Origin of the sequence: Bacillus cereus group sp. BcHK124 (assembly GCF_027712065.1) — a bacterium.
Classification (GTDB): domain Bacteria; phylum Bacillota; class Bacilli; order Bacillales; family Bacillaceae_G; genus Bacillus_A; species Bacillus_A pacificus.
Genome location: NZ_JAQFPJ010000003.1, coordinates 73,120 through 87,757, shown reverse-complemented (window position 1 = coordinate 87,757; position 14,638 = coordinate 73,120). Strand labels below are relative to the sequence as shown.

Here is a 14,638-nt window from a genome sequence, read left to right as displayed (position 1 = left end):
TATAAAAAAGAGTCGGTCTCAATGAGGCTGACTCTTTTTTTATGATTCTTACATTCTTTCTCCTTCACTCCCGTCCGATTCTATATACGATAGACTACCATTTCAACAGAAAAAAGAGGATGCCACAGCATCCTCTCCTTCTCTTCCCTATTCCACACAAGTAAACTGTGTCCAAGCTCCTACATAATCTAGTAAGAATAACTCTTCTTCCGCAATTGTACCGACAATATTTTTCCGTTCATCTATCGGCATTTCTTTTAGAATGATTTGTAGTTCACCTTTATACTTTCCGAATGAGTTGTTACCTATTACAACTTGCCCTCTTTCCTGTAATACACTTTCGCGCACTGGGAAGTCATAGTCTTTGTACTTTTTACGTACTTCTGTAGAACGTACCATATATTCTGTTATGTCACCGCGTCTTACGTGTAATTCTTGCAGTGTCGCTTTCTTCTCTACTTCAGTCACTTCGTCTACAAAATGTACCTTTAGCTGTAACATGTAACGATTTAAGTTTCCTAGTTTCTCTAACTCTTCTTCACTCGCATAAGCATTTCCGATAATAACATCATCAATAAGCCCTGTTGCCCATAAATGCTTCGCTTGTACTTCAATCGGTAAGTTACGATGTTGTTCTAACGTACATAATCCGTCATTAATATCCCATGGACCGATTTCAGCTGCATGTGACGTAATAAAGGCAGCCGTGCGAATACCGTGTTTTTTAAAACGTTCACTACAGCGAATGAAATAATCATACGGAAGACCAGTGAACTTTTGCGGATAGAAGTTATGACAACCAATTAAAGCTGGCTTATTCGCCTGATGCGAAAGGATATTTTCTAAGTATGCAATATCGTTACTTACGTTTAGTTCAATTTTTAAGCCATACGGATTATTCGTCATTTTTGCTTCTGTTAATCCGTCAAAACCTAAATCTAAACGAATACCATCTGCACCTAACTCTGCAAAGAATGATAGATCGCTATAGCTAATACCAAGTTGATCAAATACTGCCGGAGCTACATCTAAAATAACTTCCATATTGTTATCTTTTGCATGATGAATAATTTCTTTAAATTCAGCTACAATTTCTTCTTTCGGACGATTCACAGATAATAGACATGTGAATATTCTTGAAAAACCGTGGCGTGCCGCTGCCGAAATGTATGCCATATCTTTTTCTTTCGTTGAATGTTCTGGATAAAGTGAAATTCCTAATTTACGCTCCATGCTTTTGCATCTCCTTCACACGTTGTATTAATGCCATGCTCGTAAATCTATATTTTGCAGATAAACATGTTGCACATAAAATCGTTGGTACAATAATCACGTACGGTGATTGTAAGCTTAGCATTACATAGGCACCCATTGAACTACCGATAAATACAATTGATACTAGTAGTAAAACTAATAAAGATTTACTTTGTACCCATTTTGAATAATGTGCAATACACTGCCCCGCTACAAATGTAATTAAGATGATAATTGCTCCGAGCATTTTTCTTTCTCCTCTCCTGCTAATTGTTGTTTCTCATACATTTTGAAGAACGGATAGTAAATAACGAATGAGATAACAAAGTTAACAAGTACAAGTACACCGGCCATAATTGTCCAGTCCGTACTAATAACCGCTGCAATTGGTGCTAACATCGTAAATGGCAATTTCGCCATCATCATCGGAATCATACCTGAAACAACTGCGAAATATGATACTGTCGTTGTCACTAACGGTGTAATAACGAACGGAATAATTAAGATTGGGTTCATTACAATTGGTGCCCCGAAAATAATTGGTTCGTTAATATTGAATAAGCCTGGCACGAATGATAATCTACCTAACTCTTTTAAGAACTTAGATTTAGAGAACATAAACATAATAACTAAAGCTAACGTTGATCCTGATCCACCGATCCATACGAACCATTGAATAAATTGCTCTGTAAATAAGTTTGGTAATTGATGTGCATTTCCTGTAGCTGTGAATACTTCCATATTTTCAAGAATTGCCGAATCCCACATTGGACGAATGATCGGTCCTAAAATCGCAGGGCCATGTATACCGAATGACCAGAAAAATACGATTAAGAATACTGTTAATAAACCGCCGAATAAATTATTTCCTACTAATACTGATTTTAGTGGTGCGATTAAATATGTGATTGTTGTATTTACATCAAATTTCAAACCGTAGCGAATGCCCCAGAATAAAAGAATAACTGCTAACGTTGGAATTAATGCTGCAAACGAATTTGAAACTGCTGGTGGTACACTATCTGGTAATTTAATTGAGATATTATGCTTAATCATAAAGTGATAAATTTCTACTGCAATTAAAGCTGTAACAATTGCGCCGAATAAAGATGTGGCACTTAATGTTCCTACTGAAATATATCTACCTGCATCAATAACACCTGGTACGGCTTTCGTAATTTGAATTGGTTCAACTGATGCTAGTAAAAAGGCGAGTACAGATAATAACCCTGCACTTAACTGATTGAGCTGATAAAAGTTCGCGAGTGAAGCCCCTACCCCAAATGCTGCGTATAACGCCATTAGTCCTACTGTAAATCGGAATGGAATATCTAAAATATGGCGAAACGGTGCAATCCACTCCATATATGCATCAATTGGTAAGTTTAAAAAGATAACGAAAAATGATCCGACAATCGTTAACGGCAATGTAGAAATAACCCCGTTTCGAATTGCTAATAAATGTCGCTGTCCGGCAATCTTTTGTGTTGTTGGCATAATCTTTTGTTCCATAAAACTCATAAAACCATTCATCAAAACCCCTCCTCTTTCTCTTTTCTATGAAAGGATGAAATAAAGTTATAACATTATAATGTTTATATTTAAAAAAATATAATTATGCTAAAACTAATTGTTCTGCTTGTTTCAGTACTTTCAAACCATCACACATGCCATAATCTCGTTGGTCTATAATCGCAACTGGTATATTGTATGAATTTGCAAGAAACTCTACGGCTGGAAATAAATATTTCACTTGCGGACCAATTAAAACAACATCAGCATTTTTTATTTCCAGTTTCACAAGTTCTGAATCAACTGCTTTAATTTTATAATCCTTCCCTTGTTTCATTGCCTCTTCTTGCATTTTTCTTACAACCATACTCGTTGACATGCCTGCTGCACAACATAATAAAATGTACATCTTATACTGTCACTTTCTCTTCTATTCGTTTATGAAGAGTGATAAATTCTTCCGCAAGTTCTTTCACTGTAATTGCATTCATTAAATGATCTTGTGCATGCACTAACAGTAAACTGATTTCTGCATGATTTCCTCTTGCTTCTTCTTGAATTAAGTCCGTTTGAATACGATGAGCTGCTGAAATTTCTTCACTAGCAAGTGTCATCTTTTCACTCGCACTCTCAAAATCTCTTTGTCTTGCAAAAGCAATTGCTTCAAGTGCCGCGCTTCTCGCGTTGCCACCATGTAAAATTAACGCAAATGGAGTTTGCATATCAGTCATTTTAAATTCCCCCAAGCTATCTTTTTTCTATATTTTCATCTTATTATGAAAACGCATACAATTAAACATAAAAAACTTCCGTTGTATAACGGAAGTTTTTACATACTTTTCTTATATAGATAATAATACTTCTTGGAAATCTTCAATACCTTCAGCATGAGTTAATTTCTCTATCGTACTTTGACTAGACATAATATCATATAAAAAATCATAAAGCTTTTGTAAATCTTCATTATTATTGCGCTTTACACTAAATAAAATAATAACTTGTACTTTCTTATCTCCCCAATCAACAGCCTTCTCAAGTGTACAAAACATTAAAAATGTTTTCTCACTTAATAACTGCATCGGATGTGGAATCGCAACTAAATTCCCAACCGCTGTAGGGGATGTATTCTCTCTTTCCATAACAGAGTCATAAAAGTGTTCTGGTACATAGTTTTTCTCAGCAGCTTTCTCACATAAAAATCGGATAACCTCTTCCTTCGTAGAAGCACTGTGATTTAAAAAGATTAAATCTTCCTTCATATATTGCTGTACACTAGTATTCACATGCGTAAATAACTGCTGACCAATTGACTTAATCTCTTTATCATCAAATATTGAGTTTACTTTTATAACAGGCACAGGTAAACCACTTGGTATATGAATCGTACTAATAATACAATCTATTTTATCTTTATAAAGGTCTTCTACTTTCAATTGATAATAACCGGTAATTCCCACAATCTCTAATTTATCTCGGAACTGTGATAGAATTTTATATTTCAATAGTTGGGCACTTCCTTGACCAGTTGCACAAACTAATAAACATCTTTTCTTTTGATTCTGTTCCTGTAAACGACTCATCGCTCCGCCGAAGTGAATCGCAATATAACCAATTTCACTTTCCGGAATCGATTCTCCCGTATATTCACCAATTATATCTCCAACGAGAACCGCAATTTCAAAAGCATACGGATAATTCTTTTTCACTTCTGCCAAAAGAGGATTTCTCGTATTTAACTTATACTTTAAACGATTTAATAACGTTTTTAAATGAACACCAAACCCAAATAATAATTCTTCATCATAATAAAAAATAAGATTCCGTTCTTCCGCTACTTTAAAAAGAATATGTTGCATAAATGCATATAGATCTTTCCCTAATAATTCTTCCACATTTTCATAACGATCTTTCGCTGTAACAGCAGTACTTAATAAATGCATCGTTACATATAAAACTTCTTCTTCTGGGAATGAAAAATGCAACTCTTTCTCTAACTCTCCTAAAATCTCTTTCGCAATTGCATATTCTTTCTTTATTATGAGTTCTGATTGCTCCGCATTTAGTCCTTTCATATAATGTTGATCTTCACAACGCTTTAATGCAATTGCAATATGAATGACTAAATTATCAATTTCTATATCTGATAAATATATCGTTCCTCCTTCGATATACTTTAATATAATCGAACGGATAAGCGGTATATGAGGTAACGATAAGCATGTATCATTCTGCTCAAATTGCTCATGAAACGGAGTATGATCATAACGCGGTAAACCGTATTGTGATAAACAAGAACGAATATGAAACTCCTCTCCCACAATACGTATACCATAATACGGTCTCTTTTCAATTTGTAATTGATAGCGACCACATATATCTGTAACATCTTTCATAATTAAATTTACTGTCGATTTACTTACATAAATCTCCTCTGCTAACTGTGAAAGCTTCACATATCCCTCAGTCGTTAAAATACGTTGCAGAATGTACGCTATCCTTTCTTCATAAGAAGTCGGGATTTTTTCTGTCTGTTTTTGAAATAGACTCACGCAAAACTCTTCAAACTTCTTCGCTTGTATAATTTCTAGTTCGTATCCAGTCCCTCTTTGCGATTCAATTTTCGCTCCGTTTTCTTCCAATATATCATTTAATAATTTTATATCTTTTTGAATCGTCTTCGTTGATACATGTAAACGGCTCGCTAAAAAAGCTCGATTTAACATCGATTTCTCTTCTAAAAACTCCTCTAAAATAGAAACTAATCGCTGATGCACCTTTGTCATAGCTCTTCCTCTCGCAATTTATATATAAAAAGGAAAAAGCTGCTGAGGTCAGTAGTTTTTTCCTTTTTTAATTTATCTATTTCTTTAATGTAAATCCGAATTTATCCCATGCTTGTAAATAGTCTAGTAAGAAAATCTCTTCTTCTACAATTCGACCAACTACATTTGTTTTTCCTGTATTCACCATATCTTTTAATGCAATTTGCAATTCACCTTTATATTGGCCATATTGCTCATTATCAATTAAAAGATCGCCGCGCTTAATTTCACGTGTATTATGAGGTTTAAACTCTTCTTTTTTATATTTCACACGGCTTTGTGTCGAACGAATCATATATTCAGATACATCCCCGCGATAAAAATGAGGTTCGTCTAATACGATAATTTTTTCTAGTTCTGTCGTTGTATCATATAACTCTATATCAAATGTTTGTTTCTCTTTATTTAATGCACCTAGTGCTTGTAATTCTACTTCTGATGCATAAGCATTCGCAATAATAACATCATCAATTAATTCTGTTGCAAATAAATGCTTCGCTTGTGTTGTCATTGGTAATTCACGATGCTGCTCTAACGTACATAATCCTTCTGTTACGGGCCAAGGTCCATATGTTGCATCAAATGATGAAATAAAAGCAGCCGTTCTCATACCGTAATCTTTAAATTGTTTCGAGCATTTCATAAAATGATCATATGATAATCCGGAATAACGATGCGGATAAAAATTATGGCAACCAATTAAATTTTCGCGATTTGGTCTATGGCTCATAATATTATCTACATACTTCGTACCGTTACTCATATTAATCTCAATTTTTAAGCCATACGGATTGTAAGTCATAATTGATTCTTCTAATCCTGAGAAACCAACATCTAAACGAATACCGTACGCACCTAGTTCATGGAAGAATGATAAATCATTATACGAAATACCTAGTTGTTCAAAAACAGCTGGACTAATATCAACTAATACTTGGAACCCTAATGCATTTGCATGAGAGATCGTTTCTTTAAACTCTTCTATAATTTTCTCTTTTTCTCCATCTACAGACAATAAGCATGTGAATACACGTGTAAATCCGTATTTACTTGCTAATGTTAAATATTCCTTATCTTTCTCTACTGTTGAATGTTCTGGATAAATAGAAATACCTAATCGTCTCATATGTACACGCCTCTTTCTTCATTGTTTTGTAAACCTTTTCAAATATATGTAGTGAAAAAGTATATATCCCCTTCTCATTCACTACTTTTTGAATCCGCTTTCTTTAAAGAAAAAATAGTTTCTATCATTCATACCAACTACCAGTCTATACATCTATACTTTACAACTTTTTTTCATAGTTGTGTAGCTTTTACACAAATTTGTCAGTTTTTCACCTCGAAAATTGTTGTACGTTTTCAAGGCACCTTCCTTGACTGTTTCATTGGCCAATACATATACTCGAAAGAAAAGAGAAATTTTTATATAGGGGATGAATATATGGGAGAAGCAATACTCGTAAAACGAGAACCGTTATGGACGAAAGAATTTGTTGCGCTAATTCTAGCAAACTTATGTATGTTTTTAGGATTTCAAATGTTAATTCCGACTTTACCTGTTTATGTGAAAGAAATTGGAGGTACAAGTTCCAATATTGGATTTGTTGTCGGTATGTTTACTGTTGCGGCACTTTTTGTTAGACCGCTAACTGGAAATGCCTTGCAAAAATTCAGCAAAAAAATCATTTTAATGATCGGTACTGCTATTTGTTTACTCGCTATGGGTAGTTATCTTTTCGCTTCAACTGTTTTCCTATTACTTGCCGTTCGAATTTTACACGGAGCTGGTTTTGGTATTACAACGACTACATATGGAACTGTCGTTTCAGATTTAATTCCGCAAGCTCGCCGCGGTGAAGGCATGGGATATTTCGGTCTTTCTGGAACGATTGCGATGGCGCTCGGTCCACTTATCGGACTTTGGCTTATGCAAACATATAACTTCACGATTCTTTTTTTATGTGCACTTTCCTGTACAATTGTTTCATTAATATTAACGAAACTACTTCAAATCAAAAAATCGCCGCAACCACCAAAGCAAGCATCTAGTACCTTCCTCGACGGATTTATCGAGCGCAAAGCTTTACTTCCTTCATTATTAATATTATGTATTACATTAATGTACGGAGGAATCGGGAGCTTTATTACATTATTCGCTACCGAAGTCGGAATTGCTGATATAAGCCTCTTCTTCTTATTTAATGCACTTGCAATCGCTGTTACTCGTCCATTTTCCGGAAAGTTATATGATGCGAAAGGTCATTCCTTCGTAATTATTCCAGGAGTTATTATTACGTTTACAGGGATTATTTTATTGTCGTATACAACTACCATTCCAAGCTTAATTATTGCAGCAGCATGCTACGGAAGTGGTTTCGGAGCGATTCAACCTGCACTACAAGCGTGGATGATTGACCGAGTAGCACCGCACCGACGAGGAGTCGCAACAGCTACATTCTTCTCAGCATTTGACCTTGGAATTGGTGCTGGCGCGATTATTTTTGGATTCATTGCACATTTTACAAACTACGCAACTGTATATCGTTATTCCTCTCTATTACTTATTGCTTTCCTATTCATTTACATCACAAGTGTAAGAAGACAAAAGCATGGAAATAAAAACACAGAAAAAGCTGCTGGATAATTCCAGTGGCTTTTTTATCTTATTTTTGATGTTATAAAACTACATGCATTTTCCTACATATTTTTTAAATTTTCATCAAAAAATATACGATGAACTCGCAGACGCTTTCCTTGATATTCAACCGAACAATACTATTCTAAAAAGTGTGATTTCTTTACAAAATTAAGATTTATATAAGATGAAAACCAATAAAATACAGCTGTTTCTTTAAGTAATTGTAAACTTTTCTTCTCTTTGTAAATTTAGTGTAAATTTTACTAGCAAACCGTTTACACTGCCTCACGGTTCAGTTAATAATTACATCGTACATGAAATTTAAGGAGTGGAATGCGTGGAATATAATGTTCAAGATATGATCTTCCAGTTCATTGGTGGATTAGGTATTTTCTTATTCGGGATTAAATACATGGGCGATGGACTGCAACAAGCAGCTGGAGATCGTCTTCGCGATATTCTAGATCGTTTTACAACAAACCCACTGATGGGTGTACTAGCAGGTATGTTAGTTACTGTATTAATCCAATCAAGTTCAGGAACAACCGCTTTAACAGTCGGTCTTGTAAGTGCCGGATTTATGACATTAAGACAAGCAATTGGTGTTATTATGGGTGCGAACATCGGTACGACAGTTACTGCATTTATTATCGGAATTAAAATCGGAGAATACGCACTTCCAGTTATGGCAGTTGGAGCAATCTTACTATTCTTCTTTAAAAATAAAAAAGTACATTCTATAGGTCAAGTTGTATTCGGTTTTGGTATGTTATTCTTCGGTTTAGAATTAATGAGCGCAGGTATGAAGCCTCTTCGTTCTTTAGAATCATTCCAAGAATTAACGGTTAGCATGAGTGACAATCCAATTCTAGGTATTGTTGTTGGTACAGTCTTCACTTTAATTGTACAAAGTTCAAGTGCAACAATCGGTATTTTACAAGAACTATTCGGTCAAGGTGCAATCGATTTACAAGCTGCCCTTCCTGTATTATTCGGTGATAATATCGGTACAACAATTACAGCAGTATTAGCAGCAATCGGTACTTCAATTGCTGCAAGACGTGCAGCATTGGTTCACGTTATCTTTAATATTATCGGTACAATCATCTTTACAATTTTATTAGTACCATTTACAAGCTTAATCCAATATTTCCAAACGTCATTAAACTTAAATCCAGAAATGACAATTGCATTCGCACACGGAACATTTAACGTAACGAATACAATTATTCAGTTCCCATTCATCGCTGTATTAGCATGGATTGTAACGAAAATTATTCGTGGTGAAGATGCTGCTATTGATTTCAAACCGCAACATTTAAATCCAATCTTTATTGAACAATCTCCAGCTATCGCTTTAACAGAAGCTCAAAAAGAGATTATTCGTATGGCTGAGTTTTCATTACATGGATTAAAAGAAGCAAATCAATTTTTAAATACACAAGACAAAAAACACGCGAACATGGCTACTCAATTAGAAGGAGCTATTAACAATTTAGATAAAAAAATTACCGAGTATTTAGTTTTACTATCAGAAAAACCACTTTCACCGACAGACTCTGAGAAGCATTCAGTTCTAGCAGGTGTTGTTGGAGATATTGAACGTGTCGGTGATCATGTAGAAAATCTTGTAGAACTTGTAGATTTCCAAATTTCAAATCGTGTTTCTCTATCAGGCGAAGCATTAGCTGAACTAAATGAAATGCTTGAGTTAACAATTTCAACATTACAAGACGCAGTTGAAGCTTTAACAAACTTCGATACTGAACTAGCTCAAACTGTTATTGCAAAAGAACGTAAAATCGATCAAATGGAACGTGTTCTTCGTAAACGTCACGTATTACGTCTAAACGAACGTAGCTGTTCAGGTGATGCAAGTATCATCTTCGTTGATATGGTAAGTAACTTAGAGCGTATTGGCGATCACGCTGTAAATATCGCTGATGGTGTTTTAGGTGAACAAGGTAAAGTCAATTTAAAACAATCATTATAATAAAAAAGAGACGCTAACGTGAGCGTCTCTTTTTTCATTTCATATTTACAACCGTTCTTCCTTTTAACTTTCCTTGCAATATAAGTGTAAACTTCTCATCTAATTCTTCTAATGCACATTCTTCTGTATAAAATCGTAACTCTTTATTTCCCCATTCATTGGCTAGGAGCGTCCACACATCTCTTCTCACATCCACTGGGCATTGCACTGAATCTATCCCTAACAGGCTGATACCTCGCAAAATAAACGGATATACCGTTGTTTGTAATTGCTGGCCTGCCACATTACCGCATGTCGTTACGCACCCGCCATACTTTACCGTTTTTAAAGCTGTTTCTAACATATATCCACCTACAGTATCGATAACCCCGGCGTATATTCCTTTTAACATTGGTCTTCCTGATTCATCATTCAATTCCGCGCGATGCATCACTTTTTTCGCTCCTAGACGTAGTAGCATCTGTTCCTCTTCCATTTTCCCTGTCGCTCCTACTACGCTAAACCCTAACTTACTTAAAATACTTACAGCTACACTTCCTACACCGCCTGTAGCACCCGTTACTAAAACATCGCCCATACTAGGCGTTACTCCTGCTCTAATAAGCTTATATACTGATAAAGCGGCTGTAAAACCTGCCGTCCCGTACATCATACTTTCCTTTAATGACATTCCCTCTGTTGAGACTCCCACGACTAAAGTCGCAAGCCCTAATCCTTACGGATTGACGGGTGGGATTCTTGAATGACTAAACGTTCGCAGTCCATTTCTGTTTTGAACAGACTTCAAGATGAGGGCATCTCATTGCCCCTCCTAAGACAGTGCGTATAGCATCTTAGGCTGATTGACTGTTACCATCAATCACAGTTGCGTAGCGAATATTCATCGCCCCAACAATATCACGATGTTTCTCAAATCCACATCGGCACTTGTATTTTCTGTCTGGTGCTTTGTTCTTTTCAGAACATTTCGGACATGTTTGACTTGTATAAGCAGGGTTCACATATTCTACCTTAATACCAACTAAATTCGCTTTGTATTCAATGAATTGTGCTAAACGATAGAATGACCAAGTGTGTAGATTTTTCTCGTTTTTACGGCTTGTTCTTGCCGTCTGTCTAATATTCGTTAGTTGTTCTAAACGAATAACAGAAATGTTATTATCGGTTGCAAAGTCAATGATTTCACGACTTACTTTGTGGTCTTGGTCTTGCATCCATCTTTGTTCTTTATCATCAAGTTGTCGAATGGCATTTAATTTCTTATTTTCACCTAACTTCTTACGAACACTACGAAACTTACGTTTCATATATTTGTTTTGTCTACCATTGCCGAAGAAACGAACTTTATCATCGTCTGTGATGGCTACCGCAGGGACTTTAAGACCTAAATCTACCCCTAAAATCTTCGTTCCTGTTTTTTCATTTGTAGGAATCGTGACAGATATTTGAGCAATCCACTTATTAGATTTCTTCGTGATACGAAGTGTACCTAACTTGTGTGTTAACAAATTAAAATTGCGATTATATTTATCAGTTAATAAAGCACGAACCTTTAAGCGAGTTGATTTTCCATTTACCATGAGTGGAACTGAAATGTGCGTGAAGTCAAACGAATAGTTTTGATTGTTCCATACACAAACAGGTCTCTTTAGAATCGGAATAACTTTGTATTTACTTTTTTTCACCTTGGTAGAAAACACACTTTTAGCGTCTTTAATTGCTTGGTTCTTCACTGCGCTTGGAAGATTAGCTTCAACATCTTTTGTACTTTTCTTAGTGCTCTTCTTCGCTTCAGCCATTTCAGATACAAGTGTATTAATGACTTTGATATACTCATAGCTACTTTGTTCCAATAACTGAATTTGTTCTTTTGTTGGAAGCAATTTAACTTTGACTGTGATTGTTTGTGACACAATTTTCACCCCCTCGTCTTTTGATTTTCAACATACTGTTTAATTGTCTCAGTCGATACATTTCCAGCAGTAGAAACAAAATAGGAACGTGTCCATAGACTTGGCAAGTGTTGAAGATGAGGAAACTCTCCTCTCAAACGCTTCGATGTCACTCCTTTAATTTTCGCCATTGTGTCAGCAGGACTAAGTGTTGGTAGTATATTTAAGAACAAGTGAACGTGGTCTTTGTCGCATTCCATTGCGACAATAGCAACATCCATTTCTCCGCATATTTCTTGAACCAACTCTTTGAAACGTTCTTCTACTTTTGTGTTAAGAAAAATCTTTCTTCTGTATCGCGGGCAAAACACAAAATGGTAGTTAATTAATGACACAGTTGTTTTGGTTCTTCTATAATCATTTATCATATTCACATTGTATCAGTTTTACTTTTAAACTACACCACAAAAGATACCAATATTTTGGATACTTAAAGTACCACAAACTTAGCGATTTTTAGTGGTACTCCGTATCCAACCTCACTTTCATCCCATACCTAAAGGCGATGGGCTTTCCCGTTCGGAAAGGGCTGTAAAGGGACAATTCAAGATGCCGGCACGCGAATATATTCTCCGAAACCACCAGAAGTATTCATCCCTAAATCATATCCCGTTACAATGACTTGATCTCCTACCTTAATGGTAGCATCTTCACTACTCACAACCACTCCTGCTGCATCAATTCCTGGCGTATGAGGATATGTTCTCGTAACACCTTTATTACCAGTGGCTGAAAGAGCGTCTTTATAATTTAGTGAAGAATAATGAACCTGTATGAATACGTCCCCTTCAGGTAAACTACTTACTTCTCTCGCTACAACGTTTCTTACAAACTGCTTACTTTCTGTTTCGTTCACAACAATTGCTCGGAATGATGTATGATTCATTACGCCCTCTCCTTTATCCGTCAAATTCTTCTTTATTATATGGAAGAAACAAGTAAACCTACTCGCTTCTTCTTGGCTATATTTCAACAAATCTTACTTCTCTATCACTTTCTCACAATACATATTTTCATTTCTACTAAAACAACTTATACTTATTTTACATCTAAAAAATATAATATAGAATATCTGACTTTTTATAAATATATTGAATTTTTACGAAATGTAAATGTTTTGTAATGTTTTTTTTCGTCAAATTTCATTATAATAAGTGGATATGAGTGTCGTATTTCAATCCAAATGAAGGAGTACAGGAAATGGAGCAAAACCCATCTTTGCAAGAAAATACACGCAGTAAACCGAAAAAAAGTAAGAAAAAAATAAAAATTATTATAAGCGTTATTCTATTCTTTTTAATAGTAGGTGGCGGTTATACTTGGTTTTTAGTAAATAAAGCATCTTCTGCTGTTCGAAATGCCGCACACGATTTAGCACGCGGTGATAAATCTGATTTACGTGATAAAGTTGTAAAACCTATTACAAACAATGTCTCTGTCTTAGTAATGGGTGTCGATGAAAGCGATGTCCGAGGAAAAGAATATGGTGAAGCTATAAGAACGGATGCACTATTACTTGCAACGTTTAATAAAGATAGCAAAACTGTAAAACTATTAAGTATTCCACGAGATACATATACGTATATTCCAGTGGAAAAGAAAAAAGATAAAATTACACACGCTCATGCATACGGTTCTACTAAAAACGGAAAAGATGGTGGACCACAAGCAAGTATTGATGCAGTTGAAAAATTACTAAATGTTCCTGTTGATTACTTTGTAAAGTTTAACTTCAAATCATTTATGAAAATTGTCGACGATTTAGGCGGCATTGAAGTTGATGTACCCGTTGAATTTACGGAACAAGATAGTAATGATAATGCTGATGCAATTCACCTGAAGAAAGGTGTTCAAAAGCTAAATAGTGAAGAAGCTCTTGCTCTTGCTAGAACACGCCACATCGATAGTGATGCAATGCGTGGGCAACGTCAACAGCTCGTTATTGAAGCAATTTTAAAGAAACTAACAAGCGTTGGATCTGTAACAAAAGTTGGTAACATCATTGATGATATTAACGGACAATTCGTTACAAACTTAACATTCGATGATATGCTTTCATTCTATAAGTACGGATCGGATTCAGAAATTGAAAAATTACAAATTCAAGGTGAAGACTGCTACATGGCAAAAGGTGATGATACTTGTAGCAAATCTGCTGGTGGCGGCCGAACGTATTACTACAATCCAGATAAAAAAGAATTAGCAAAAGTTACAAACGATCTTCGTACGCACCTTGGATTACCTGCATATACAAAAACAGACTCTGATTCGAAAAAAACAAGTACAGAGAAAACAAAAGAATCTAAGTCTGAAAATTCAAGTGAACGCGAATCAAGTAACAATGAAGTGAAAAATAAAAATAGCAATGAAGATACAGAAACATCGTCTAACGACAATGAATAATAAAGAAGCAGTTCTCTATGGAGGTAGAGTACTGCTTCTTTTTATTCCGTCACAATCAAAA

At 35.3% G+C, this 14,638-nt stretch carries 12 protein-coding genes and 2 pseudogenes; 3 read left to right on the top strand and 11 right to left on the bottom strand.

The window, feature by feature from the left end:
* Positions 1 to 147: 147 nt before the first annotated feature.
* From PDK19_RS07320 to PDK19_RS07290, 7 genes are all read right to left on the bottom strand, one after another.
* Entirely contained in the window at positions 148 to 1,233 is a 1,086-nt protein-coding gene (locus PDK19_RS07320) for a DUF871 domain-containing protein (RefSeq protein ID WP_262723092.1), read from the bottom strand.
* Complete coding sequence (locus PDK19_RS07315) at positions 1,223 to 1,501, bottom strand: hypothetical protein (RefSeq protein WP_000900037.1); 279 nt, start codon at positions 1,499 to 1,501, stop codon at positions 1,223 to 1,225. The genes PDK19_RS07320 and PDK19_RS07315 overlap by 11 nt, the downstream gene beginning before the upstream one ends.
* Positions 1,477 to 2,787, bottom strand: coding sequence for a PTS sugar transporter subunit IIC (locus PDK19_RS07310; protein ID WP_001013055.1), 1,311 nt, complete (start codon positions 2,785 to 2,787; stop codon positions 1,477 to 1,479). Before PDK19_RS07310 ends, PDK19_RS07315 begins: the two co-directional genes overlap by 25 nt.
* Positions 2,788 to 2,869: 82 nt before the next feature.
* On the bottom strand, positions 2,870 to 3,175 hold the full coding sequence (locus PDK19_RS07305; protein ID WP_000275647.1) for a PTS sugar transporter subunit IIB: 306 nt from the start codon (positions 3,173 to 3,175) through the stop codon (positions 2,870 to 2,872).
* 1 nt (position 3,176) lies between these two features.
* A complete protein-coding gene (locus PDK19_RS07300; RefSeq protein WP_270706840.1) occupies positions 3,177 to 3,497 on the bottom strand; it encodes a PTS lactose/cellobiose transporter subunit IIA in 321 nt (106 codons plus the stop codon).
* 111 nt (positions 3,498 to 3,608) lie between these two features.
* The gene (locus PDK19_RS07295) at positions 3,609 to 5,549 is read right to left on the bottom strand and encodes a BglG family transcription antiterminator (protein WP_270706838.1); all 1,941 of its coding nucleotides are present in this window, start codon (positions 5,547 to 5,549) and stop codon (positions 3,609 to 3,611) included.
* Positions 5,550 to 5,625: 76 nt separating this feature from the next.
* Positions 5,626 to 6,714 (bottom strand): DUF871 domain-containing protein, encoded by a 1,089-nt coding sequence (locus PDK19_RS07290; RefSeq protein ID WP_270706837.1) that lies wholly within the window; start codon positions 6,712 to 6,714, stop codon positions 5,626 to 5,628.
* Between the two features lie 318 nt (positions 6,715 to 7,032).
* On the opposite strand from PDK19_RS07290, the gene PDK19_RS07285 reads away from it, so the two are divergent.
* Together PDK19_RS07285 and PDK19_RS07280 are read left to right on the top strand one after the other, a co-directional pair.
* Positions 7,033 to 8,235, top strand: coding sequence for an MFS transporter (locus PDK19_RS07285; RefSeq protein WP_049112927.1), 1,203 nt, complete (start codon positions 7,033 to 7,035; stop codon positions 8,233 to 8,235).
* Between the two features lie 331 nt (positions 8,236 to 8,566).
* On the top strand, positions 8,567 to 10,222 hold the full coding sequence (locus PDK19_RS07280) for a Na/Pi cotransporter family protein (RefSeq protein WP_000456274.1): 1,656 nt from the start codon (positions 8,567 to 8,569) through the stop codon (positions 10,220 to 10,222).
* A 34-nt stretch (positions 10,223 to 10,256) separates the two neighbouring features.
* Here PDK19_RS07280 and PDK19_RS07275 read toward each other — a convergent pair.
* From PDK19_RS07275 to PDK19_RS07260, 4 genes and pseudogenes are all read right to left on the bottom strand, one after another.
* Positions 10,257 to 10,898 (bottom strand): annotated as a pseudogene (locus PDK19_RS07275) (zinc-binding dehydrogenase); the annotation flags it as partial.
* Between the two features lie 157 nt (positions 10,899 to 11,055).
* Positions 11,056 to 12,135: an RNA-guided endonuclease TnpB family protein gene (locus PDK19_RS07270; protein WP_014893289.1), complete on the bottom strand. Its 1,080-nt coding sequence runs from the start codon at positions 12,133 to 12,135 to the stop codon at positions 11,056 to 11,058.
* 5 nt (positions 12,136 to 12,140) lie between these two features.
* Positions 12,141 to 12,542, bottom strand: coding sequence for an IS200/IS605 family transposase (tnpA, locus tag PDK19_RS07265; RefSeq protein WP_014893290.1), 402 nt, complete (start codon positions 12,540 to 12,542; stop codon positions 12,141 to 12,143).
* Positions 12,543 to 12,721: 179 nt separating this feature from the next.
* Positions 12,722 to 13,060 (bottom strand): annotated as a pseudogene (locus PDK19_RS07260) (alcohol dehydrogenase catalytic domain-containing protein); the annotation flags it as partial.
* 314 nt (positions 13,061 to 13,374) lie between these two features.
* Here PDK19_RS07260 and PDK19_RS07255 point away from each other — a divergent pair.
* The gene (locus PDK19_RS07255; RefSeq protein ID WP_074567628.1) at positions 13,375 to 14,577 is read left to right on the top strand and encodes an LCP family protein; all 1,203 of its coding nucleotides are present in this window, start codon (positions 13,375 to 13,377) and stop codon (positions 14,575 to 14,577) included.
* Positions 14,578 to 14,638 lie beyond the last annotated feature (61 nt).